Source organism: Lentzea rhizosphaerae (assembly GCF_042649515.1).
Taxonomy (GTDB): Bacteria; Actinomycetota; Actinomycetes; order Mycobacteriales; family Pseudonocardiaceae; genus Lentzea; species Lentzea aerocolonigenes.
The window spans coordinates 82,407-105,589 of record NZ_JBHRZI010000027.1 but is presented as its reverse complement, the minus strand read 5'-3'; the positions used below and the strand labels follow the sequence as shown (position 1 = coordinate 105,589).

Genomic DNA, 23,183 nt, shown 5'->3' with positions numbered 1-23,183 from the left:
GTGAGCGACACCGACATCGCGGTGGTGGGCGTCGGGTGCCGATTCCCGGACGCCTGGACGCCGCAGGAGTTCTGGCACAACATCGGCAACGGCGTGGTGTCCACGCGTGAGCTGCCGGAGGAGGCGTTGCGCGCGGCCGGGGTGTCCGACGCGCTGCTGACCGACCCCGGTTTCGTCCGCGTCGGCGCCACCCTTCCCGGCGTCGCCGACTTCGCCGCGGAGTTCTTCTCCTACCCGCCCACCGAGGCCGAGCTGATCGACCCGCAGCAGCGGGTCTTCCTCGAGGCCGCGTGGGAGGCGCTGGAGACCGCAGGTCACCCGCCGCGCCTCGACGGACCCGTCGTCGGCGTGTTCGCGGGTGGTGCGTCGAGCACCTACACCTCGATGTTGTTCGCCGCCAAGGCACAGGCGGAGGGCCTGGCCGCGGCGATCGACGACGTCGACCTGCACCTCGGCGGCCTCGGCGACTTCCTGACCTCGCGGGTGGCCTACAAGCTCGGCCTGCGCGGACCCACCGTCGGCGTGCAGACCGCGTGTTCGTCCTCGCTCTACGCCGTGCACTACGCGACGCTGAGCCTGCTCTCGGGGGAGTGCGACATCGCGCTCGCCGGTGGCGCGACCGTGCTGGAACCCCTGGCGGGTTACCGGTACCAGGTCGGCGGCCTCATGTCGGCGGACGGCCTGTGCCGCGCGTTCGACGCGAAGTCCACCGGCACGTCGTTCAGCTCCGGCGTCGGAGTCGTTGCCCTGCGCAGGCTTTCGGACGCGCTCGCCGACGGTGACCGGATCCTCGCGGTGGTCAAGGGAAGCGCGGTCGGCAACGACGGCTCGGACCGGTCCGGCTTCACCGCGCCCAACCCGTCCGGTGTGGCCGAGGTCGTGGCCGGTGCGCTGCGGATCTCCGGTGTCAGCGCGGACGAGCTGCGGTACGTCGAGGCGCACGGCTCCGGCACGTCGCTAGGCGACCACATCGAGCTGCGCGGTCTCACCGAGGGCCTGCGGGCGAGCTCGAAGGGCACGAACTTCGTCGGCCTGGGCAGCGTGAAGGTCAACATCGGCCACACCGGCCCCGCCGCCGGCATCGCGGGCTTCATCAAGGCTGTCAACGTGGTCGCGACCGGCGACCTGCCCGCGCACCCGCTGTTCGAACGCCCGCGCGACCCCGGTGTGCTGGCCGAGAGCCCGTTCTTCCTGTCCTCGGAGGCAGGGCGCACGGACGATCGCGACCGGCACGTATTGATCAACTCCATGGGTCTGGGCGGCACGAACGTCGCGGCCGTCATCGCCCCCGCGCCCGCGCCCACGCGGCCGAGCGCCGAGGCGTCCGACGTCGTGCGGCTGGTGCTGTCCGCCCGCACCCGCACCGAGCTGGACGCGATGTCGAAGCGGCTGGCCGAGGCGATCGACCCGGCAGAGGCGGCCGACGTCGCGCACACGTTGCGGGTGGGGCGCAAGGCCTTCCCGGAACGCCGCGTGGTCACCGCGCCCGCCGGGAAGCTCGCCGCCGCGCTGAAGCTGCCGCGCCCGCCGTTCGCGAAGACGGTCAAGGCCGTGTCGCGCAAGGCCGTCGTGGTCGGCGCGGAGAACCTCGACCTGTACCGGCTCGCGTTCGGCGCGAACGTCGAGGTGCGTGCGGAGGAAGGCATGCTGCCGGAGGGCGTGCACGTCGTGTCCACTTCGGACGAATTCGACGAGGCCGTCACCACGGCGTGGCTCCACGGCGTCGAGGTGAACTGGGAGGCCCTCGCGGGTGACACCGGTCGGCGCGTGCCGCTGCCCGCGTACCCGTTGCCGCGCAAGCGGTACTGGGCGCTCGACCGGCTGCCCGCACTGGGTCAGGCGACCGCGGCTCCCGCGTGTGCCGTGGCGACCCCGCCGGTAGCGGCGTCCGACGACGTCGAGGCCCAGCTGCTGGACGTCTGGCGCGACCTGTTCGGTGCCGGCTCCATCGGCGTCGACGACGAGTTCGGCATGCTCGGCGGATCGTCGCTGCTGTCCGTCCGGATGGCCCTGGAGGTGCAGCAACGCACCGGCGTGCTGGTGAACGTCCACCGCGCCGGCGGCAGCAAGGCCACCGTGCGGCGCATCGCGGAGATCGTGCGCGGTGTCCAGGCCGGTGCCGAACGCGGTGCCGCCGACATCGACCCGATCGCGGACGGCGACGGCGACCTCGTCGACATCGACATGGCGCTGCCGTTGGGTGACCTGGCCGTGCACGAGGCGGCGGGCAAGGACGTGCTGCTCACCGGCGCGACCGGGTTCCTCGGCACGTTCCTGCTGCACGAGCTGCTCGCCGCGACCGAGGGCCGGGTCTACTGCACCGTCCGCGCGGACGACGAAGAGCACGCCCGCAAGCGGTTGCGCGAGGCGTCGGAGAAGCTCCTGCTGCCGGAACCGGACCGCGAGCGCGTCCGGATCGTGCTGGGCGACCTCAAGGACGGCGTGCTGGAGTCCTACCGGGACGGTGAGCTGTCCAGGCGGATCGGGTACGTCCTGCACTGCGCGGCGAAGGTCGTGTTCACCGAGCCGTACCGGGTGCTGCGCGAGGACAACGTGCTCGCCATGGTCGACCTGCTGCGGTGGATGCGCGGCCACGGCATCCGCGACTTCAGCTTCGTGTCGACGGTCGCCGCCACGCACTACGCGATGGGCACCGACAACAAGATCCTGGAGACCCGGCAGCAGCCGCTCGACCCGCAGCAGGGCGGGTACGGCGTCAGCAAGTGGGTCGCCGAACGGATCCTGGAACGCGCCGAGGAGGACGGCATGCGGGTGCGGATCTTCCGCCCCGGCTTCATCCTCGGGTCGACCAAGACGGGCGCCTGCAACGACAAGGACCTCATCTGGAACGTCCTGACCAGCGGCCTGGCCGTCGGCGCGCACCCGCTCGACGACCGCGCGATGCCGATGGCACCCGTGGACGTCGTCGCGCGCGCCATGGCCGAGCTGACGGTGTCGCCGGGCTCGGTCGGCCGGGTCTACCACCTCGTGGACCAGCTCGCGTACAGCCCGCGCCGGATGTTCTCGCTGCTCGACGAGGCCGGCCTCGCGACCGAGGCCGTCACGCCGAAGACGTGGCAGCAGCGCATCGCGGACAAGGCGCTCGACAGCGGTAGCGCGCTGCTTTCCACCATGGCGCTCTACGAGCTGGAGGGCCATGAACTGGCCGACGACGGTCTCGAAGCCGTCGCCTGGCGTCCGTGGCTGGAACGCGCGGAGCTGTCCAGCGCGCCGACGGGTGAGCTGCTGCGCCGCTGCCTGACCTTCCTCGCCGAACGGCACGACAAGTTCGGCGAGCTCATCACCGGCGTTCTCGGCGCCGACCTCGTGGAGGCATGAAGATGAACCACCGCATCGGTGTGCTCGGCGCGGGCGTCATGGGCGCCGCGATCGCCACGCTCGCCATCGGTCACGGCGTCCCCGTCGTGCTGGTCGACGTCGACGACGAGACGCTCGCCAAGGCGCGCAAGGAAGTCCGTCAGCAGCTCAAGCTGGCCCGGTTGATGGGCAAGCTGCCCCGCACCGGCGAGGCCGAGCTGATCACCACGACGGACTACGCCGACCTCGCGGACGTGACGTCGGTGATCGAGGCCGTCACGGAGAAGCCGGAGCTGAAGGCGAAGGTGCTCGCCGAGGTCTCCGGCGTCGTCGAGCCCGGCACGGTGATCGTGTCCAACACCTCGGCCATCCCCGTCGACGAGATGGCCGACTCGGTGGCGCGCCCGGAGGACCTGTGCGCCATCCACTTCATGAACCCGCCCTACCTGATCCGCGCCGTGGAGGTGATCCGCGGGCCGCGCACCGGCGACGAGACGATGAGCAAGGTCACCGACCTGCTCGCGGCACTCGACCGCGACGGTGTCGTCGTCGGCGACGGGCCCGGGTTCGTGATCAACCGCATCCTGCAGCGCTCGATCAACGAGGCCGCCCGCATCGTCGAGGAGGGCAGGGCGACGCCGGAAGCGGTCGACGCGGCCTTCGAGGGATGCCTCGGGCACCGCACCGGCCCGCTCGCGACGGCCGACCTGATCGGTCTGGACAACGTCGTGGACTCGTTGCGGGTGCTGCACGAACGCACTGGGGACCGGGGTTACGAGCCCTGCGACCTGCTGGTGGCGAAGGTCGCCGCCGGAGATTTCGGCCGCAAGACCGGCCGCGGATTCTACGAGCACGGAGGAGCACTGTGACCACGTCCGTCAACCACGCAGCCGAGATCGAGCGGCAGCTTCTGGGGTTCGTCGAGAAGCACACGAAGAAGACGTGGACGCCGGACGACGACTTCTTCGCGGCCGGTGCCGTGTCGTCCATGTTCGCGATGCAGCTCGTCGTCTTCATCGAGAGCACCTTCGACGTGGAGGTGTCCGGCGACGACCTGGTGATCGACAACTTCCGGACCGTCGGTGCGATGACCTCGCTGGTGTCGAGGTTGCGCGGTGAGTGACGAACTACGTGCGCTGGTCACCGGGCTGGTCGGTGACCGCGCGGACGAGTGGGACCGCGCCGGGGTGATCCCCGCCGACCTGGTCCGCAAGCTGGGGCGCGCGGGTGCGCTTTGCCCCGAGGTGCCGGTGAAGTTCGGCGGGCTCGGCCTGTCGAGCCTCGACAACGGCGAGTTCACGGCGCACGTCGGTGCCCTGTGCAGCTCGTTGCGCAGCCTGATGACCTCGCAGGGCATGGCGGCGTGGGCGATCCAGCGGTTCGGTTCCGCCGAGCAGCGGGCGCACTACCTCGCCAGGCTCACGTCGGGTGAGCTGGTCGGCATCGCGTTCAGCGAACGCGGTGCCGGCAGCGACCTCGCCGCGATGGGCACCACGATCCGGGCCGAGGGCGACGAGGTCGTCGTCGACGGTGCCAAGATCTGGGTCACGGGGGCGGGCTACGCCGACATGATCGTGGTGATCGGCCGGTTCGGTGACGGCGCCGCCGCGGTCGTCGTGCCGGTCGACGCGCCGGGCGTGAAGGTCAGCAGGGTCGCGAACCCCATGGGCTGCCGGGCCGCCGGTCACTCCAATGTGGACCTGCACGAGGTGAGGCTGCCCGCCGGCGCGTTGCTGCGCGGTGCAGGCCAGCCGTTGTCGATGCTGGTGACCTCGGCGCTCACCTACGGCCGCGTGTCGGTCGCGTGGGGCTGCGTAGGGATCCTGCGGGCCTGTCTGGGCGCCGCCGCACGGCACGCCAAGGCGCGTCAGCAGTTCGGCAAGCCGCTCGCCGAGCACCAGCTCGTCGGCCGTCACCTGGCCGAGCTGCTGGTGGCCGAGCAGATCGCGACCCGCGCCTGTGAGCACGCGTCGCGGTGCTGGGACGACAACTCGCCCGAGATGATCACCGCCGCCGTGGTGGCCAAGCACGTCAGCGCGGGCAACGCCGCGCGCGGTGCGTCCAGCGCGGTGCAGGTGCTCGCGTCCTCCGGTGCGCACGACGGCCACGTGGTCGCCCGCGCGTACCGGGACGCGAAGCTCATGGAGATCATCGAGGGCAGCAACGAGATCTGCCAGCTGGTGCTGGCGGAACACGCTCTGGCGGTGGCGTCGTGACCATCGGCATCGGTGCGATCCACTGCCTGCTGCCCGAGGAGCGGGCGAAGGTCGTCGACCTGCCCGAGTTCGGGTTGCTGGGCCACGACGAGCAGGAGTTCGCGCGAGCGTCCGGAGTGGACACCGTCTCGGTGTTCGAGGACGAGGCGACCACCGATCTCGCGGCCCGCGCGATCGCCGGGCTCGGCCCCGTCGACCCGGACGTGCTGATGGTCGTCGGCGCGCGCTCGCCGGAGGTGCTGCTCGGCTCGGACTCCGGTTCGGTCGAACACCAGGCAGGACTGAAGAAGGCGTTCTCGTTCACCGTGGACGGCCTGGGCTGCGCGGGTTCCAGCGCCGCGTGGGCGCTCGCGGCGGACCTGCTCAAGGCCGATCCGAGCCGCGAGTCCGTGGTGATCGCGCACGCCAGCCGGCCCACCGGCGCGGACCGGATCCGGTTCCCCGTCACGGTGATCGGCGACGGCGCGTACGCGATGACGATGGTGCGCGGCGGACGTCCGGTGCTGCGCGCACACCGGCAGGAGACCGACGGGTCGTTCCACGACCTGTTCCGCGTCGACTACAAGCAGGCGCCCTGGTACGAGTGGCGCGAGGAGTGCGACTCTGCGGACCGGTACCGCTTCGAACTGGCCATGCACAGCCAGAAGAGGCTCGGCCGGCTGGTGCGCGAGGTGCTCGCTGATGCGGGCGCGACGATCCCCCAGGTCGCCGCGACCATCATGCAGAACGTCACGGCCAGTGCGTACGGCTTCTACGAGACGTTGCTGGGCACGCCGATCCACCCGGTCTGCGGGCAGCACCTGAGCGAGCTCGGGCACCTCGGCGCGATGGACGTCGTGCTGAACCTCAACGCGCTGCTGCGTTCCGGTGAGCTGAACCAGGGGGATCTGGTGCTGGTGCTGAACAACAGCCCGGTCGCCGCGTGGGCGGTGACCCTGTGGGAGGTGTGACCGTGACCGAGACCGTCAAGTGCCTGGTGTGGGACCTCGACCACACGCTGTGGCAAGGAATCCTGCTCGAGGACGGCGATGTCGTGCTGGCCGACGAGATGCGCGCGGTGATCGTCGAGCTCGACTCGCGCGGCATCCTGCAGTCGGTCGCGAGCCGAAACGACCACGACAACGCGTGGGCCAAGCTGGAAGCGCTGGGTCTCGCGGAGTACTTCGTGCACCCGCAGATCGGGTGGGGCCGCAAGTCCGACTCGGTCAAGGTGATCGCGGACTCGCTGAACTTCGCGCTGCGCACCATCGCGTTCATCGACGACACGCCGACCGAACGCGCCGAGGTCGAGTTCCACCACCCCGAGGTGCGTTGCTACGAGGCCGAACGGGCGCTGGAACTGCCGAGCCTGCCCGAGTTCAGCCCCGCCGTCGTCACGGTCGACGCGCGCCGCCGCCGGGAGATGTACCAGGCCGGCTTCCAGCGCGAGGCCGCGCGGACCGAGCACGACGGGCCCGACGAGGAGTTCCTGCGTTCGCTGGGCCTGGAGCTGCGCATCCACCGCGCGGGCGACGAGGAGATCTCGCGCGTCGAGGAACTCACGTTGCGCACCAGCCAGATGAACGCGACCGGCGTGCACTACTCGGACGCGGACCTGCGCGCCCTGCTCGCCGACCCGCACCACGAGGTGCTGGTCACCACGCTGACGGACCGCTTCGGCCCGCACGGCGCGGTCGGTGTCATGCTCATCGAGAAGCACCGTGACGTCTGGAACCTCAAGCTGCTCGCGACGTCGTGCCGCGTGGTGTCGTTCGGCACCGGCGCGGTGATCCTGCGGTGGCTCACCGACCAGGCCGCCCGCGCGGGCGTGCACCTGGTGGCCGACTTCCGCAAGACCGACCGCAACCGCATGATGGAGGTCGCGTACCGGTTCGCGGGCTTCACCACGGCGGACTGTTCCTGCCGGGCAACGCTCGCGGCGACCGACGTCGAGCGGCTGCACCTCGTGCCGACGCGCCAGGTCGAGTCGACGACGATGACCGTCCACGCACCGGAACTGGGTGGCCGCACGCTCTACGAGTGGTTCACCGGATCCGTGCGGCGGTTCCCGGACGAGCCCGCGCTGGAGGTGCGCGGCGAGTCGATCACGTACGCCGAGCTGCACCGGCGCGTGGTGTCGCTGGCCGACCGCGTGCTGCGCGAGCACGGCAAGCCGCCACAGCGCCTCGGCCTGCTCGCGGCCCGCAGCCTCGTCGCGTTCACCGGCTACCTCGCGGCACTGCGACTGGGGGCGACGGTCACGCCGCTCAACCCCGGCTATCCGGGGCAGCGCAACCGCATGGTGGCCGAACTGGCCGGCATCGACGTGCTGCTGGTCGACGAGTCCGGTCTCGCGCAACGCACCGCGGAGCTGGACGAGCTGGTGCCGACCGTGCTCCCGTTGACGGAGACCGACATCGTCGACACCGGTGTGGACGAGGACGTGCTGCCGCCGTACGACGTGTCGCTGGACGACGTGGCGTACGTGCTCTTCACGTCCGGTTCGACGGGCAGGCCCAAGGGCGTGCCGATCAAGCACCGCAACCTCTCGCCGTACGTCGCGCACAACATCGAGCGGTACGAGGTCACGCCGGGCTGCCGGATGTCGCACACGTTCGACCTGACCTTCGACCCGTCGGTGTTCGACCTGTTCGTCACCTGGGGCGGCGGGGCCACTCTGGTCGCACCGCAACGCAACGAGCTGCTCAAGCCGGTCGACTACGTGGTGAACCACGGCATCACGCACTGGTTCTCCGTGCCGTCGGTGGTCTCGGTCAGCGCGGAGCTGGGCAACCTGCCCATGGGCCGCGTGAGCACGTTGCGCTACAGCATCTTCATCGGCGAGCAGCTGACCATGCGGCAGGCCGGCTTGTGGCACGGCGTCGCGCCGGACGCGATCATCGAGAACGTCTACGGCCCGACCGAGCTGACCGTGGCGTGCACCGAGTACCGGCTGCCGCAGGACCCCGGCGACTGGCCGCGGACGTCGAACGACACGGTCCCGATCGGTCCTGTCTACGACTTCCTCGAACACCAGGTCATCGACGAGGAGGGCAGGCCGGCGCAGGAGGGCGAGCTCGTCGTCCGCGGCTCGCAGCGGTTCGACGGCTACCTCGACCCCGGTGACAACCAGGGCAGGTTCGTTGATCTGACAGACGAGCTCACGCCGGAGCACTACTACCGCACGGGTGACCGCGTGCGCGTGGAGGACGGCGAGTGGGTCCACCTCGGACGGTTGGACAACCAGGTGAAGGTGCGGGGCTACCGCATCGAGCTCGGTGAGGTCGAGGCCGCCATGCGCAAGCACCCCGACGTGTCGCAGGCGATCGTGGTCGCGGTGCGCGAGGGGGACGAGACCGAGCTGGTCGGGTTCTACACCGGCGCACAGGTCGAGGCGACGAAGTTCCTGCTGTGGCTGCGCAAGCAGATCCCGGTGCACATGGTGCCGCGCAAGTACCGGCACCTGGAGGCGTTGCCGTTGAACGCCAACGGCAAGGTCGATCGGCCCGAGCTCCGCGACATGATCGCGGCGGAGAGGTAAGAAGATGTCGTTCCTCCGTCATCTGGTCCCGCCACCGGGACCGATCCGGATCCTCGCCGCCAGCAGCCTGGGCCGCAGCGTCGGCAACGGCATGCTGCTGTCGGTCAGCGTGCTGTTCTTCACCAGATCGGTGGGGCTGCCCGCGACCCAGGTCGGCCTGGGGCTCACCATCGCCGCCGTCGTCGGGATGCTCACCAGCATCCCGGCCGGGCACGCGGCGGACGTGCTGGGCGCGCGGAACACGGCGACGTTCTTCGTGGCGCTGCAAGGCGTTCTGATCTGCGGGTACGCACTGGTGGGCGGGTTCGTGGGGTTCCTGATCGCGGCGAGCCTCGTCGTGATGGCGGAGGCCGGCTCGGACGCCTCCCGCGGCGCGCTGGTCGCCGGGGTCGTGCCGAAGGAAGAACGCGTGCAGGCACGGGCGTTCATCCGTTCGGTCAACAACATCGGCATCTCGCTCGGCGCGGTGAGCGGTGGTGTCGCGCTGCACTTCGACACCAGGGCCGTGTACGTCGGCCTGCTCATCACGTGCGGCCTGATCTACGTCGCGGCCGGGTTGACCTACCTGGTCCTGCCGCAGGTCGAGGCCGCGGCGAAGAAGAAGGAAGACTCCGACGGCCCGCGCTGGGTCGTCCTGCGCGACCACCCGTTCGTCGTGGTGGCGCTCATCAACGCGGTGCTGGTGATGAACGGCGGCATCCTGACCGTCGCGCTGCCGATCTGGATCTCCCAGCGCACCAACGCTCCGACATGGGTCTACGCGGCGATCCTCGTGCTGAACACGGTGATGGTCGTGCTGTTCCAGGTGCGGGTCAGCCAGGGCACCGACACCGCCGCGGGTGGTGCGCGGGCATTGCGTCGCGCTGGTGTGGCCCTGGCGGCCTGCTGTGCGTTGTTCGCACTGGCCGCCGGACAGCCCGCCTGGGTCGCGGTCGTCGCGCTGGCGGCTGGGGCTCTGGTGCACGTGTTCGGCGAGCTGCTGGGTGCAGCCGGCGGCTGGGCGTTGGCCTACGAGCTGGCGCCAGAGCACGCGATGGGGCAGTACCAGGGTCTGTTCGGCATGACCGACCAGCTCGCGGCCGCGGTCACCCCACTGGCCGCGACCGTGCTGATCATCGGCATCGGCTGGCCGGGCTGGCTCGTGTTCGGCGCGCTGATGCTCGCCGCCGGTGCGGTCGCGCCGATCGCCGAGGGCTGGGCGTCGCGCACCCGCGAGCGGTTCGGGGTGGTTGTCCACAATGGATGAGAAGGGGAGAGAGTTGAACCGGAGCTGCTACGGGTTCCCGGTGGAGTGTTCGGCAGACCCGGACGCGGCCCACGTGATCGACGGGTTCTTCGGCACCGCGGCGGGACCCGTGGTGCCCGGTGCGCCGGTCGTCCGGGTCGAGGTCGGCGTCACCGAGGAGAGCGGCGACCAGGTGGAACCGCCGTACTTCCCGGAGGACTGGGAGACCGCCGACGAGATCGTCATCAACGTCGGCCGCACGCAGGCGCTCGTCGACCCGGCGGCCTGGACCGTGCGGATCTCGTTGGCGCGCCACGACCTGCACGACCAGATCGTGTGGGGCCGCTGGATCCTGGAGCGCGCCTTCATCTACCTGGTCTGCCGGTCGCAGCGGCACTACCCGCTGCACGCGGGCGCGGTGGCGGTCGGTGGCCGCACCGCCGTCGTCACGGCGGACAGCGGCGTCGGCAAGTCGACGTTCTCCGCGTGGGCGTTGCGCCGCGGAGCGGACTTCGCGGGCGAGGACATCGTGGTGCGGCACATGGACGACGAGTCCGGCACGCTGTGGGGCTACCCGCGCGTGACGTACCTGTCGCCGCAGCTGCTGGAGCTCTGGCCGCAACTCGACGGCGCGCAGAGCGCCGAGGTGCCGAAGCGCGACAAGTTCCGCGTGATCCTGCCGTCGTCGTTCGAGCCGCGGATGCTCGCCGGTTCGGTGCCGCACTGCCTGCTGTTCCTGGCGCGCGGTGACGGCTCGATGCGGGACGTGGACGTCGACGACGCCGTCGAGCGCACCCGGTCCGACTGGAACACCGGCAAGATCGGCACCTCGTTCGAGGCGGACGTCGAGAAGGACCTGCGCGGCCTGCTGGAGGGCATGCCGGTGTGGGAGCTCGCGCTGACCCCGGACTTCGACGCCAATCACGACACCCTGGTCGCCGCGCTGGAGAGGAGCTGACGGTGGACTTCAGCCTGTTCTACTTCGCCAACAACAGCCGCGAGCTCGACAGCAACCGTTACGGGTTGCTGCTCGACGGCGCGAAGTTCGCCGACCGCAACGGTTTCGCCGCCGTGTGGACCCCGGAGCGGCACTTCCACTCCTTCGGCGGCCTGTACCCGAACCCGTCGGTGACCGGTGCCGCGGTCGCCGCCGTGACCGAACGGATCCAGATCCGCGCGGGCAGCGTGGTCGCGCCGTTGCACAACCCGTTGCGCATCGCCGAGGAGTGGTCCGTCGTGGACAACATCTCCGGCGGCCGCGTGGGCCTCTCGTTCGCTTCCGGCTGGCACGCGGTGGACTTCGCGTTGAAGCCCGAGAACTACGAGAACCGCCGCCAGGTGCTGATCGACTACACCGAGCAGGTCCGCAGGCTGTGGCGTGGCGAGAAGATCGACGTCGTCGACGGCACCGGAAAGCCGCAGCAGGTCGGCGTCTTCCCTCCGCCGGTGCAGCCCGAGCTGCCGGTGTGGATCACCAGTGCCGGTGGCGTGGAGACGTTCCGCAACGCGGGTCGCGCCGGCGCCGGACTGCTGACCCACCTGCTCGGCCAGGACCTCGGCGAGCTGGAGGCGAAGATCGCCGAGTACCGCGCGGCCTCCGTCGAGCACCACGGCAAGGAAGGCCACGTCGTGCTGATGGTGCACACGTTCCTCGGCGAGGACGAGGACGAGGTGCGCGAGCTGGTGCGCGGCCCGATGTCGGACTACCTGCGCAGCTCGCTCGGTCTGCTGCTCGGTTCCCAGCAGGGCAGTGCGCGCAAGATCGACCCGTCCACGTTGCGGGAGAAGGACGTCGACTTCCTGGTGCAGCGGGCGTTCGAGCGCTACTACGAGGACGGCGCGTTGCTCGGCACGGTCGACAAGACCCGCAAGATCGTCGACAGGGCCGCGGCCATCGGCGTCGACGAGATCGCGTGCCTGATCGACTTCGGACTGCCGCAGCAGACCGTCCTCTCCGGACTGAACCACCTGAACGCCTTACGACAGTGCACGTCTTTTTTGGGCAAGTCGTGAGCAGCCGCTTCCGCAGCACCGCGGCGACGTTCCCGACCGGCGTGACTGTGCTGAGCACTGTGTCCGACGGCGAACCGCACGGCATGACGGTGAACTCGTTCGCGTCGATCTCGATCGATCCGTTGCTGGTGCTCGTGTCGGTGAACAGCTCGTCGCGCACCTACGAACGGATCGTGCAGTCGGGCTCGTTCGCGGTGACCGTGCTGAGCGACGGCCAGCAGGAGGTCGCCCGGTGGTTCGCGAACTCCCAGCGGCCGTCCGGCGCCGACTCGTTCGCCGGCGTCTCGTGGAAACCGGCGCCGCACTCGCGGTCGCCGGTCCTGCTCGACGGGATCAGCTACTTCGACTGCGAGCTCGACCAGGCGTACACGGCCGGTGATCACACGATGCTCATCGGTGCCGTGCGCGCGTACGACGTCTTGTCCGACCGGCCGCCCCTGCTGTTCGTGCGCAGCCGGTTCACCGAACTGAGGAAGTGAGCATGGAACTGGTCAAGGAGTGCTACGGGTTCCGGGTGGTCTGCTCGGTGCACCCGGAGGCGCGCGACGTCGTCGAGGCCTTCTTCGGCCCCGGTGAGCCACCGGCGGACGCTCCCGAGGTGCACCTGACGTTCGGCGTGGTCGACGGAGCCGGTGTGCCGTCCGAGAACCCGCCGCACACGTTGGAGGTCATCGCCTCGAACCCGATCACCATCGACACGGGCAACTCCCGCGCGGTGATCGTCCCGGACGAGTGGAAGGCGACCGTCACGCTGGCGCGGGGCGACCTCGACGACCAGATCGTCTGGGGCCGCTGGATCCTGGAGCGCCTGTTCCTGTACCTGGTGTGCCGTTCGCCGCGGCACTACCCGTTGCACGCGGGCGCGGTCGGCGTGGACGGCCGGACGATGATGCTGTCCGCGCCCACCGGCACCGGCAAGTCCACGTTCACGTTCTGGTGCCTGCACCGCGGTGCCGAGCTGTTCGGCGAGGACATCATGGTGCGGCACATGGACGATCCGTCGCGCACGGCGTGGGGCTACTCGCAGGTCGTGTACCTGGACGAGGAAACGATCACGCGTGCCGGACTCACCGGCGCTGACGTCAGTTCCGTCGCACCGGGCGAGAAGGCTCGTGTGCAACTGCCGGAGTCGTTCCGGGAACGGTTGCACACCAAGGCAGATCTCGACGCGGCGGTGTTCCTGGTCCGCGACGGTTCGACCGGCAACCGCCCGTTGTCCCTCGACGAAGCCGTGAAGCGGTGCTGGGACGACATCACGACGGGCAAGACCGACCAGGCCGTGCTCGACGCGGTCGACGCCGACCTGCGCACGCTGCTCGCAGACCTGCCACTGCACGAGTTCTCACTCGACGGCGACCTCGACTCCTGCTACGACAAGCTGCGCAACCTGCCCTGACACGCCCGCGATGAACGGCGCATTTGTCCACCTCAGGTGAACGAATGCGCCGTTCATCCATGTCGGCCCGGGGTGCCGCCGTGGGTGAGGAAGTACCGGAAGTTCGAACTTCCTGCCGGAACTTCTTCGTGGTGGCAGGATCGATCTTGTGATTACGTCGAGATCGTCCAACTCGGGACCAGCTGGCCGAGTCCTGAATTCAAGAGGGTGGATTCGGTTGTGACCGGAGTTGTTCCCCGGCGAGTCCTGTGGCCAGGCGTGGTCGGCGCCGTGCTGCTCACCGCCGGTGGTCTGGGGGCCGGTGCGATCGTCCGCAGGGATCCGTTGCTGAGTGGCACGATCCTGAACGCGTTGAGGTACGGCCACGGTCACGACCTGGCGTTCCTGGTTCTGTTCACCGGCCTGGCTTTCCTGGTGGTGTCGTGGGTCCGGCTCGGCCGTCTGGTCCTCAGGGGCGAGGCCGGTGGGCGGATCGTGGCGCTCGCCGCGGCGGCGTGGACCGCCCCGCTGATCATCGCGCCGCCGCTGTACAGCCGTGACGTGTACAGCTATTTGGCGCAGGGCGCCGTGGCGTTGCGCGGCTTCGACCCGTACGTGCACGGCGCGTCCGTCTTGGATCTTCCCTTGCGCGGCAACGTTGCGGGGCTGTGGCAGGAGACGCCGTCGCCGTACGGGCCGCTGTTCCTGTTGCTGGGCAAGGTGACTGTCTTCATCACCGGTGACAACGTGATCCTGGGCGCGATCTTCATGCGCCTCGCGGTGCTCGCCGGTCTGGTGCTCCTCGCGTGGGCGATTCCCGGTCTCACCCGTCACCTCGGTGGCCGCACGTCGATCGCGATGTGGCTCACCGTCGCCAACCCTCTCGTGCTCGCACTCGGCATCGGCGGCGCGCACAACGACATCCTGATGGTCGGGCTGATGGCGGCCGGTGTGCTGATGGTGCTCGATCGCAGGCACGTCACCGGGTTCGCGTTGCTCGCCCTCGCAACCGCGGTCAAGGCAACAGCTTTTCTCGTCGTGCCGTTCCTGGTGTGGGTGTGGGCGGCTCGGCTGTCCGGCCCGGCACGGCAGCGCTTCCTGACGGCGGCCGGGGCCGGGGGAGCGGCGTTCGTCGTCGTCTTCGCCGCGGCCACCGTCGTCGCGGGCGTCGACCTCGGCTGGATCGACGTGCTGCGGTCGCAGGGTCCGTTGCTGACGTGGATGTCGTTGCCCTGCGCGGCGGGGGAGTTGCTGTACTACTCGGTCGGCCGTTACGTTCCCGGCTTCACGTACCTGGGTGTCCTCAGCGTTTTCCGCGCGCTGGGAGTCGTCGTGCTCGCCTTCGTCCTGGTGCAGCAGTGGTGGCTGGCACGCGTCGGTGGTGTCGAGGCGATCAAACGGGCCACGATCGCCCTGCTCGCGGTGTCGTTGCTCGCTCCTTCCGTGCTGCCGTGGTACTTCACGTGGGCGCTGGCGCTGGGGGCCGCGTTCGCCTGGAAGGAACGCTGGATCGGGGTCTTCGCCGGCATCTCGGTCTGGATGGTCCTGGTGACGTTGCCCGACGGCACGATCGTCGCCCGCTGGACCTACGACTCGATGAACCCCTGGGTGTGGTGGCCGTACTTCGCCGCGACGGTCGCGGCCGGCGCGTGGGTCGCGCGGGAGCTGCGGCGGCCAGAGCCGGTGCTCACGCCCGTTGCTGGAGGAACCGGTGGTTGAGCAGTTCGAGAACCGGGTGCTGAGGTTCGCGCCACTGGTGCTGTGCCTGTCGCTGGGCGTCTACGCCTGGACGCTGGGGAATCCGGCCGACTGGGGAATGATCGACCTCAAGGTCTACTGGAGCCTCGCGCCGAACCTGCTGACCGGTCAGCTGTACTCGATCAACATGCCGTTCACGGCGGACTTCCCGCTGCCGTTCACCTATCCGCCGTTCGCGGCGATGGTGTTCCTGCCGATCTCCGCGCTGCCGTGGATCGCGGCACGCGTGCTGTGGCAGGTGGTGTCCCTGATCTGTCTGTGGTGGCTGGTGCGCACGGCGCTGAAGTTGCTGGCGGACAAGGTGGAGCAGCCGTTCGACGTGACGTGGTCGCGCCGCGCTCTGTTGTGGACGGCACTGTGCGTGTGGTGCGAGCCGGTGCGCAAGACCCTCGACTTCGGACAGATCAACCTGGTTCTGGTCGCCGGGGTGTTCGCGGCGATGGTGGCGGTCCGGCAGTCCGTGGCGGGACTCGGCGTCGGTGTCGGCGCCGGGATGAAGCTGACGCCGGCGATCTCCGGGCTGTACTTCCTCGTCACTCGACGGTGGCGGGCAGCGGCGTGGTCGATCGCGGGTTTCGCCTTCACCGTGGCGCTGGGCTTCGTCGTGTCGGCCTCGGATTCCTGGCGCTACTGGTTCGAGCTGCTCGGTGCCGCCGATCGCGTCGGGCCGGTGGGGTCGGCGATCAACCAGTCGTTGCGCGGTGCCTTGTCGCGCACGCTCGGGTACGACGTCGAGACGTCGTGGCCGTGGCTGCTCGCCGTGGCGGTGTCGGGCGCGCTGACGTTCTTCGCCCTGCGCAACGCCGTTCGCGCCGCGGACGCGTTGGCCGCTGTCGTCATCGTGCAGCTGTTCGGGTTGCTGGTCTCGCCGATCTCGTGGAGCCACCACTGGTTGTGGGCGATCCCGGTGGTGCTGTGGCTGATCTACGGGATCAGGCACCGGCGCGCGCTGGTGCTCGCTCTGGTGTGGGTGGTCGCGACCGGTTCGGACGTCATCACGTTCCTCATCAACCAGCAGCCGTCGATCTGGGAGATCCCGAGACCTTGGCCACTCGCGGCGCTCGGATGGGTTTACCCGGCGCTCGCGCTGATCACCCTCGCCGCCACGCCCGCGCTGCTCCGCGATCAGGAAAGGAGGCCGCAATGGGCACACTGATGAAGGTGGAACGGCGGCTGCTCGCCGTCGCCCCGTGGCTGCTCGCGATCTCCTCGGCCGTGCGCACGTGGGTCCTCGTCACCGGGTTCGGCAACGAGTCGATCGACCTCTACGTGTACTGGTCGCTGGCTCCGCACGTGCTCGACGGCGACCTGTACGCGGTGACGTCACCGCACTCGCCGCCGGACTTCCCGCTGCCGTTCACCTACCCGCCGTTCGGTGCGCTGGTGTTCCTGCCGATGACGTGGCTGTTCTGGGGCGCGGCGCAGTGGAGCTTCCGCGTGTTGTCCGTGCTGTGCCTGTACTGGATGGTGCGCGTGACGCTGCGCCTGGTCGCCGGTGACGCGTGGTCGAAGCTCTGGAACCAGCGGGCGATCCTGTGGACCGCGGTGCTGCTGTGGATGATGCCGGTCTTCCACACGTTCGAGTTCGGTCAGATCAACCTGGTGCTGGCGGCGCTCGTGCTGGCCGCGATGGTGGCCCGTGACTCGCGTGTCGCGGGTGCCGGGCTCGGCCTGACCGCCGGCGTGAAGCTCGTGCCCGCGATCTCCGGCCTGTACTTCCTCGCCACGCGCAGGTGGGCGGCCGCGGCGTGGTCCGTCGTCGCGTTCGCCGTGAGCGTCGGCCTGGGATTCCTCGTGGACTTCGGCCAGGCGAAGCGTTACTGGTTCGAGCTGCTCTTCGACCCGTCGCGGGTGGGCCCGCTCGCCACCGCGCACAACCAGTCCCTGCGTGGCGCGTTGTCCCGCACGCTCGGCTACGACGTCGGCATGACCTGGCCGTGGCTGATCGCCGCCGTGGTGTCCGTGGTGCTGTGCTGCTACGCCCTGCGGTCGGCCGTGCGGGCGGGTGACGCGTTGATCGGTGTGGTGGCGGTGCAGTTCCTCGGCCTGCTGCTCTCGCCGATCTCCTGGGACCACCACTGGGTGTGGGTCGCGCCGTTGCTGATCTGGCTGGTGCACGCCCGGTTGGTGCCGTGGGCGAAGACTACGCTGCTGGCGCTGTGGGTCCCGGTGATGTTCCTGGACGTCATCGCGTTCCAGCTCGACCGGCAGACGACGATCTGGACCATCAGCCGGCCGGGCTGGCTGTCGCTGGTCGGCTGGGCCTATCCCGCGCTGGCGTTGCTCACGCTGGTCGTGGCCGGGCTCGCGGTGAAGACCGCGAAACCGCGAAGCGTGCCCCGGAGCCCGGATCTCGCCCTGGCCAGTTAGGCCATTCGGGTGCTCACCCGCAACATTCGGTCCCGTTCCGGCGATTTCATCAACGGGCGGGGATCGAGGGGATGAGCGACCATCATTTTCGTCAGCTACACCAGGAAAGACGAGTCGACAGTGCAGGCGCTGCGAGAGGACCTCGAGCGACTGCACTGGCCGGTGTGGATGGACCACGAGATCCACGGCGGCGAACAGTGGTGGCGCGAGATCATCGAGACGATCCAGCAGACCAAGGTGTTCCTCTTCGCGCTGTCCGACGCCTCGTGGCGGTCGCGGCCGTGCCAGGAAGAGCTCGACTACGCCAAGAGGCTCGGGATCCCCATCCTGCCCGTGCAGGTCGGCCCGATGCTCCACACCCGCATCCCGCTCATGGAGACGCACGCGATCGACTACCGCGAGCGCACGCCCGAAGCCGTGCTGTCACTGGTGGCGGCCCTCGCGGACTTGGGACGGCGCCAGGTGCGGCTGCCCGAACCGCTGCCCGAACCGCCGAAGGTGCCGTTCGAGTACCTGTACCGCATGGCGGAACGGCTCGGGCCGAAGCCGATTCCCGCTGACGACCAGGAAATGCTCATCGTCCAGTTCCGCAGCAAGCTGAAGAACGAGGACGACGCCGTCGCGCGGGCCGACATCGTCAAGCTGCTGAAGGAACTGCGCGGCCGCAGGGAGCTCACCGTCGGCAACGCCGAGGAGATCGACTCGCTGCTGGAGACCGCGGAGTCCAAGGTGGCGGAACCGGACGACGGCGCGACCCGGTTGCCGCCGACCGACCACTGGCGCAAGGGCAGGGTGGAGACGGCGCCGCCCAAGCCGAAGCCGGAGCCGGAGACGCCCGTGCCTCCGCCCGCCGATCTACCGCCCCGCGTGCGCAAGCCGGATCCGCCGATCTCACCACCGGAGCCGGTGCACCGCTGGCCCGCGCCCGAGGCACCTCAGGCGGAGAAGGCCGAGCCCGTGGAGGAGCAGCCTGCTCCCACACCGCAGGAAGAGCCACAGGGGGACGCGGCACCGGCGTGGTTGCGGCAGCTCGTCGCGAACGGGCCCGCCGAACAGCCCCGCCAGAACGCTCCCGTCACGCCGCCCGCCGAGCCGACCCAGCGTTGGTGGGGAGCTCAGGAGCAGCAGCGCGAAACACCGCCACCGCAACCAGAGCCAGAGCCTTCCCCACAACCAGGGCCTCGCCCGCCGTCGAAGGGGCGCGGGCTGGCGTTCGCGAGCGCCGTGCTCGGCGCCACGGGTCTGCCGTTGCTGTACTTCGGACCGGCCTGGGGCAGCAGTGGAGCGCTGCGAGCGGGCGTGGTGATCCTGCTGATCGTCGTCGTGCTGGGGGTGTCGCTCGCCCTCGTCTCGGTGACGCGCAAGGAGAAGCACGCCCGAGCCGCCGTGACGATCGCCGTCGCCGGACTGCTCGGCGTCATCCTGTTCGCCGCGACTTCCGGCGTGTTCTAACCGGATCTGCTGCGCCGCAGGAATCCCACGATCATCGTGACGATCGCCGCCAGCACGCCGAACAGGGGTGTGACCTCCGTGTCCCCGTCTGCCGCGTCAAGCACGCTGTACGCCAGCGCGCCGACTCCGAAGTAGGCCGCGACGGCAAGAAGCAGGACGAGCCAGACAGCCGGTGTCTTCTTCTTCCGTTGCTGCGGTTGCGGCACGGATGCGGCCGGGCGCTGACCGGCCGCCTCCCACCAGTTGCCCGTCGCGGGCCTCTGGGGGACGGGCTGCGGTCGTTGTGGTGGTGGAGGTGGTATTTCGGGTATCTGCGGCGGTGGCGCCTGGTGCCTCGCACTCCCGGCGACCACGGTCGTCGTGCGCTGCCACCACGGCACCTCCACGGGACCGAGCAGCGCTTCGAGGCCGCCCGCCGCGACCCATCCCGGCGTGCAACAGCTCTGCAGCCGCAGCGCGAGCTCGTCGACCTGCGGGTCGCCGAGGCCCTTCAGGTGCCGCCACACCGGGGTGTCGAACGACCGGAAGTCCTGCTGGGTGAAGAGGAGGTTGTCGTCGGTGTTGAGGGTCGCCCACGTGGGGCGGCGCGCCAGGGCCGACAGCGACAGGTAGATGACGAGGCCGGGGAACGTGTCCATCCAGCGTCCCCACGGCCGGTCGGGCGGCTGGTAGTTGTGGTGCCCGGTCTCGGGCGGTGGCGGGTCGCCGGCGAAGTCCTCGATCCACGCGCAGTCGAAGTCGACCAGCCGCAGCCCGCCCCGCGTGTCGACGAGGACGTTGCCGTGCTGCAGGTCGCCGTGCGCGAAACCGGCCCGCTGCAACCGGTCGACGAGACCGCGCCACGAGTGCGCGAGATCGGTGAGGGCACCGACGTCCTGGCGCGTCACGAGGTCGTCGACGTGCCGGTTCAGCGTGTGCCCCTCGATCCACGGCATCTCGACCACGGGCCAGGTGCTGCCGTTGACGCGGATGCCGTCGTCGATCCAGCGCGGCAGTGCGACGGTGTCGGTGAGGCTCTTGGCGGTGAAGTACCCGTGCAGCGCGTCGTACCGTGCGCTGTCGCTCGCGTCCGCACGCGTGAAGAACCGCAACGCACGTGCCTCGGTGCCCGCCATCGCCTTGAACACCACCGCGCTCGCACCGGACGCCGGTGAGGGGATCTGGAAGATCGGGTGCACGACCAGTTCGAGAGCGCGCAGCTCCTCGGTGGTGAACGCGTCGGGCTTCTGCACCGCCTTCATGTAGTCGTCGAACCGGGGGAATCGCATCAGACGCACACCACCAGCTGGTCAGGCCACGAGGCCGCGACGCTGATCCGCATCAGCGTGACGTCGTCGTTGGTCATCTCCCGCGCGGCACGGCGGTCGTCGACGAGGGTCTGGAAGCGCTGCGGGTGGTTCAGTCCGGAAAGGACGGACCACAGCCGGCCCTCGTCCTTCTCGCGCTCACGCACCATCCAGTGGGCGAACGCGTCCGTCGCGAGGTAGACCAGGTCGCCGGGCGCCAGGTCACCCTGGGCGAACCGCATCTGGCCGATCACGCCCGGCAGCGCGTCGCGTGCGGTCGGCATCCCTTCGGGGTTGACGCCGAAGTCGTCCGCGGACATCTCCGGGAACTGGGCGACGAGCCGGTGGTGCCGCACGTGGAACAGCACGGTGTCGCCCAGCGCGACGGCCCGCCAGTGCGGGCGCCCGTCCAGATCGGCGAACTCGCAGCCCAGGAACGTGGCGAACGCGCCGACACTGTCCAGTTTGTACAGTTCGAGCCCGGACGCGCCCGACAGCAACGGATCGTGCCGCCACTCGTGCTGCGCGCGCGAGGCCCAGTCCAGCAGCGAGCGTCCGGTCAGCTCGACCTCCGGTGCGACGAACCCCTCGGCGAGCCGCATCGCCCACCGCGTCGAGCCGAAGCCCTCGGTGGCGCCGTCCGCCACCGCGAACCGGGGCCCGCGGCCGTGCACGTCCGCCGGTGCGGAGGCCGCGCCGTCCTCCCACTCCCAGGGGTCGTTGCCCTTCTTGGCAGTGGAGAAGACGACGGGCCAGGCGTGCATCGGCGTCACCGGGACCGATCCGGCACCCTGGTGCCGATCTGCAGCACCCGCAGCAACGTCGACTGGCCGACGTTGAACGCGAGCCCGCGCGCACCGGGCCTGACGTCGTAACCGTCGGCCCTGGCGTTCTCGACCATCGGTGGCGGCAGCTCACTGCTGAGCGCGAACAACTCCGGCCCTGGCAACGGAAGTCCCGCCGGACCGGACGGGAACACGATCTCCTGGGACGTGGTGGGGGACAGGAACACGTTGAAGAACAACGCGGGCCCGTCGCTGGTCTCGATCGACGTCAGCCGCTTCACCCAGTCCTGCAGCGTCGCGCCCTGGTGCGGGCTGTCGGTCACCATGCCGTCGGTGATGTTGATGATGATCGGCGGGAACGAGTTCGGATGCGCCGACACCCAGTCGAACACGTGTGCCCCCGCCACCTCGACGGCCTGGCACATCGGCGTGCGGTAGCCGTGCACGGGATCCACCCACACCGGCATCTTCACGCTGACCGGCATGACGTCGATGGACGGTTCCTCCCGCACCGCAACGGGATTGGCCGCGAGCTCCGGCAACGGCACCAGCCCGCGCCCGGTCAACGCACCACCGAACGCGCTCTCCACACCCTCACCGCCGGGCCCGGTGATCCGCGCCCCGTAACTGAAGACGCCGACGTCGAAGTAGTGCCGCACTGGCGCGTTGACCTCGATCGTCGCCTTGACGCACATGTCGAGCAGGATGTTGTTGACCGCCAGCGCCGCCCCCGAGGCGAGCGACCCGCTCGTGGCGCCCCAGGCGAGCTTCATGGAGTCCGACCGGTCGAGCAGGATGACGACACAACCGGGTGTCGCCCGGGAAACCCATTGCCGGTAAGTGCCCGTGGTCATCTTCGCTCCCCTTCGGCAGAGGCGGCCATGATCAGGTTGTGCCGCACGACGGTCGCCGGCCACGCGGTACCCGGCAGCCACTCCCACCGGTTGCGGCAGTGCGGGTTGTGGCACTCGAACGTGTATCCCCGCCCGTCACGCCGCACGTCGAGCTCGAACCCCGCGCACCGCGGGCACTGCGCGATCTGCACCCGGTGCGCGTCGAAGTCCTTGAGCGGCACCGAGTTCGTCTCGGGCTGGGCTGGTGGCGCGGCGGCGGGTTTGCCGGTCTGGGTCCACCACTGGTCGTTCGCTTTGGGGGTCGGGGCTGCGGCGGGGAGCGGGGGTGGCGGCACGTGCATCGGCTGCGGCACAGGTGGAGGTAGCACGACCTGTTGCGGCTCAGGAGTTTCCTCTTGGGGTGTCCCGAGGAAGAGCAAGACGATCGTGCTGGCGAACAAGGCGCTGAACATGATGACGAGCAGCTTCTGCCCGGGCTGGAGCCCGTCGGTGAGGGCGACGCCGAGCACAGCGCCCACCACCGCGAGCACCACGGCCGCGGCCAGGACCAGCCAACCGGTGACCCGTTCGGACAAGATCAGCCCTCCTTGACCTTGAGCTCGATGGGTTTGTCAGCGGGCTTGACCCAGCACGGCGAATGCAGCGTGCCGCCGGTCGCGTCGACGCCCACCCACTTGTCCGAGAGGTGTACGCACACCGTCAGCGATCCGTCCGCGACGGCGGGACCCGTGACCGCCCCGTCCGCACCGACGGTGAGCGGCTTGCCGGACTGGATCGTCACGGCGGTCCCGACCAGCTCGGTCGCGGGGTTCGAGATCGTGCCGGCCTTGAGTGTCTTCACGACCTTCAGCTGGACCTTCACGGGGTCGGGCTCCTGCGGCGCCTGCTGGTTCATGCTGAAGCCGAGCACCAGCGCGACCGCGAGCGAGATCAGCAACGCGTACGCCGGTGCCATGAACTGGCTGCGCATCCACTCAGGCATAGCGGTTCACCGGACGCCTCCCTGCGGTC

The 23,183-nt window shown here is 69.8% G+C and carries 20 protein-coding genes and 1 pseudogene; 16 read left to right on the top strand and 5 right to left on the bottom strand.

Annotated features, from left to right (window positions below; all coding sequences use genetic code 11):
- From ACFOWZ_RS30390 to ACFOWZ_RS30315, 16 genes and pseudogenes are all read left to right on the top strand, one after another.
- Nucleotides 1-3,339: a thioester reductase domain-containing protein gene (locus ACFOWZ_RS30390; protein ID WP_382377338.1), complete on the top strand. Its 3,339-nt coding sequence runs from the start codon at nt 1-3 to the stop codon at nt 3,337-3,339.
- Nucleotides 3,336-4,187: a 3-hydroxyacyl-CoA dehydrogenase family protein gene (locus tag ACFOWZ_RS30385; RefSeq protein ID WP_382377337.1), complete on the top strand. Its 852-nt coding sequence runs from the start codon at nt 3,336-3,338 to the stop codon at nt 4,185-4,187. The genes ACFOWZ_RS30390 and ACFOWZ_RS30385 overlap by 4 nt, the downstream gene beginning before the upstream one ends.
- Entirely contained in the window at nt 4,184-4,441 is a 258-nt protein-coding gene (locus ACFOWZ_RS30380; protein WP_030466400.1) for an acyl carrier protein, read from the top strand. Before ACFOWZ_RS30385 ends, ACFOWZ_RS30380 begins: the two co-directional genes overlap by 4 nt.
- Nucleotides 4,434-5,534, top strand: a complete 1,101-nt coding sequence (locus ACFOWZ_RS30375) for an acyl-CoA dehydrogenase family protein (protein WP_382377336.1) — start codon at nt 4,434-4,436, stop codon at nt 5,532-5,534. Before ACFOWZ_RS30380 ends, ACFOWZ_RS30375 begins: the two co-directional genes overlap by 8 nt.
- Nucleotides 5,531-6,484 (top strand): 3-oxoacyl-ACP synthase, encoded by a 954-nt coding sequence (locus ACFOWZ_RS30370; RefSeq protein WP_382377335.1) that lies wholly within the window; start codon nt 5,531-5,533, stop codon nt 6,482-6,484. The genes ACFOWZ_RS30375 and ACFOWZ_RS30370 overlap by 4 nt, the downstream gene beginning before the upstream one ends.
- Before the next feature lie 2 nt (nt 6,485-6,486).
- Nucleotides 6,487-7,533, top strand: a pseudogene (locus ACFOWZ_RS30365) (HAD-IIIC family phosphatase); the annotation flags it as partial.
- On the top strand, nt 7,510-9,054 hold the full coding sequence (locus tag ACFOWZ_RS30360; protein WP_382377634.1) for an amino acid adenylation domain-containing protein: 1,545 nt from the start codon (nt 7,510-7,512) through the stop codon (nt 9,052-9,054). The pseudogene ACFOWZ_RS30365 and the gene ACFOWZ_RS30360, both read left to right, overlap by 24 nt.
- 4 nt (nt 9,055-9,058) lie before the next feature.
- Nucleotides 9,059-10,300, top strand: coding sequence for an MFS transporter (locus ACFOWZ_RS30355; RefSeq protein WP_382377334.1), 1,242 nt, complete (start codon nt 9,059-9,061; stop codon nt 10,298-10,300).
- Nucleotides 10,301-10,313: 13 nt separating this feature from the next.
- Entirely contained in the window at nt 10,314-11,237 is a 924-nt protein-coding gene (locus tag ACFOWZ_RS30350; RefSeq protein WP_382377333.1) for a hypothetical protein, read from the top strand.
- A 2-nt stretch (nt 11,238-11,239) separates the two neighbouring features.
- A complete protein-coding gene (locus tag ACFOWZ_RS30345; protein WP_382377332.1) occupies nt 11,240-12,292 on the top strand; it encodes an LLM class flavin-dependent oxidoreductase in 1,053 nt (350 codons plus the stop codon).
- Complete coding sequence (locus ACFOWZ_RS30340) at nt 12,289-12,771, top strand: flavin reductase family protein (protein ID WP_382377331.1); 483 nt, start codon at nt 12,289-12,291, stop codon at nt 12,769-12,771. Before ACFOWZ_RS30345 ends, ACFOWZ_RS30340 begins: the two co-directional genes overlap by 4 nt.
- A gap of 2 nt (nt 12,772-12,773) precedes the next feature.
- Nucleotides 12,774-13,688, top strand: coding sequence for a hypothetical protein (locus ACFOWZ_RS30335; RefSeq protein WP_382377330.1), 915 nt, complete (start codon nt 12,774-12,776; stop codon nt 13,686-13,688).
- Nucleotides 13,689-13,907: 219 nt separating this feature from the next.
- Nucleotides 13,908-15,386: a polyprenol phosphomannose-dependent alpha 1,6 mannosyltransferase MptB gene (gene mptB, locus ACFOWZ_RS30330; protein ID WP_382377329.1), complete on the top strand. Its 1,479-nt coding sequence runs from the start codon at nt 13,908-13,910 to the stop codon at nt 15,384-15,386.
- Nucleotides 15,379-16,581, top strand: a complete 1,203-nt coding sequence (locus ACFOWZ_RS30325) for a mannosyltransferase (protein ID WP_382377328.1) — start codon at nt 15,379-15,381, stop codon at nt 16,579-16,581. Before mptB ends, ACFOWZ_RS30325 begins: the two co-directional genes overlap by 8 nt.
- Entirely contained in the window at nt 16,569-17,795 is a 1,227-nt protein-coding gene (locus tag ACFOWZ_RS30320) for a glycosyltransferase 87 family protein (RefSeq protein WP_382377327.1), read from the top strand. Before ACFOWZ_RS30325 ends, ACFOWZ_RS30320 begins: the two co-directional genes overlap by 13 nt.
- Nucleotides 17,796-17,876: 81 nt before the next feature.
- Nucleotides 17,877-19,247 (top strand): toll/interleukin-1 receptor domain-containing protein, encoded by a 1,371-nt coding sequence (locus tag ACFOWZ_RS30315; RefSeq protein WP_382377633.1) that lies wholly within the window; start codon nt 17,877-17,879, stop codon nt 19,245-19,247.
- On the opposite strand, the gene ACFOWZ_RS30310 is transcribed toward ACFOWZ_RS30315, so the two are convergent.
- Genes ACFOWZ_RS30310 through ACFOWZ_RS30290 form a run of 5 tightly spaced genes read right to left on the bottom strand, consistent with a single transcriptional unit; the run spans nt 19,244 to nt 23,154 of the window.
- Nucleotides 19,244-20,515 carry a phosphotransferase family protein gene (locus ACFOWZ_RS30310; protein ID WP_382377326.1) on the bottom strand — a complete coding sequence of 424 codons (1,272 nt, stop codon included), beginning with the start codon at nt 20,513-20,515 and terminating at the stop codon, nt 19,244-19,246. The genes ACFOWZ_RS30315 and ACFOWZ_RS30310 overlap by 4 nt on opposite strands.
- Nucleotides 20,515-21,297, bottom strand: coding sequence for a hypothetical protein (locus ACFOWZ_RS30305; RefSeq protein WP_382377325.1), 783 nt, complete (start codon nt 21,295-21,297; stop codon nt 20,515-20,517). Before ACFOWZ_RS30305 ends, ACFOWZ_RS30310 begins: the two co-directional genes overlap by 1 nt.
- A gap of 5 nt (nt 21,298-21,302) precedes the next feature.
- Nucleotides 21,303-22,172 carry a hypothetical protein gene (locus ACFOWZ_RS30300; RefSeq protein ID WP_382377324.1) on the bottom strand — a complete coding sequence of 290 codons (870 nt, stop codon included), beginning with the start codon at nt 22,170-22,172 and terminating at the stop codon, nt 21,303-21,305.
- Entirely contained in the window at nt 22,169-22,747 is a 579-nt protein-coding gene (locus tag ACFOWZ_RS30295; RefSeq protein WP_382377322.1) for a hypothetical protein, read from the bottom strand. Before ACFOWZ_RS30295 ends, ACFOWZ_RS30300 begins: the two co-directional genes overlap by 4 nt.
- A 2-nt stretch (nt 22,748-22,749) precedes the next feature.
- Nucleotides 22,750-23,154, bottom strand: coding sequence for a hypothetical protein (locus tag ACFOWZ_RS30290; protein WP_382377321.1), 405 nt, complete (start codon nt 23,152-23,154; stop codon nt 22,750-22,752).
- Nucleotides 23,155-23,183 lie beyond the last annotated feature (29 nt).

Bases quoted from the DNA above. Each gene is read 5' to 3' on its own strand.
- ACFOWZ_RS30385 (WP_382377337.1), top strand. From the start codon at position 3,336: ATGAAGATGAACCACCGCATCGGTGTGCTCGGCGCGGGCGTCATGGGC.
- ACFOWZ_RS30360 (WP_382377634.1), top strand. From the start codon at position 7,510: ATGACCGTCCACGCACCGGAACTGGGTGGCCGCACGCTCTACGAGTGG.
- ACFOWZ_RS30355 (WP_382377334.1), top strand. From the start codon at position 9,059: ATGTCGTTCCTCCGTCATCTGGTCCCGCCACCGGGACCGATCCGGATC.
- ACFOWZ_RS30335 (WP_382377330.1), top strand. From the start codon at position 12,774: ATGGAACTGGTCAAGGAGTGCTACGGGTTCCGGGTGGTCTGCTCGGTG.
- ACFOWZ_RS30320 (WP_382377327.1), top strand. From the start codon at position 16,569: ATGGGCACACTGATGAAGGTGGAACGGCGGCTGCTCGCCGTCGCCCCG.
- ACFOWZ_RS30310 (WP_382377326.1), bottom strand. From the start codon at position 20,515: ATGCGATTCCCCCGGTTCGACGACTACATGAAGGCGGTGCAGAAGCCC.
- ACFOWZ_RS30305 (WP_382377325.1), bottom strand. From the start codon at position 21,297: ATGCACGCCTGGCCCGTCGTCTTCTCCACTGCCAAGAAGGGCAACGAC.
- ACFOWZ_RS30300 (WP_382377324.1), bottom strand. From the start codon at position 22,172: ATGACCACGGGCACTTACCGGCAATGGGTTTCCCGGGCGACACCCGGT.
- ACFOWZ_RS30290 (WP_382377321.1), bottom strand. From the start codon at position 23,154: ATGCCTGAGTGGATGCGCAGCCAGTTCATGGCACCGGCGTACGCGTTG.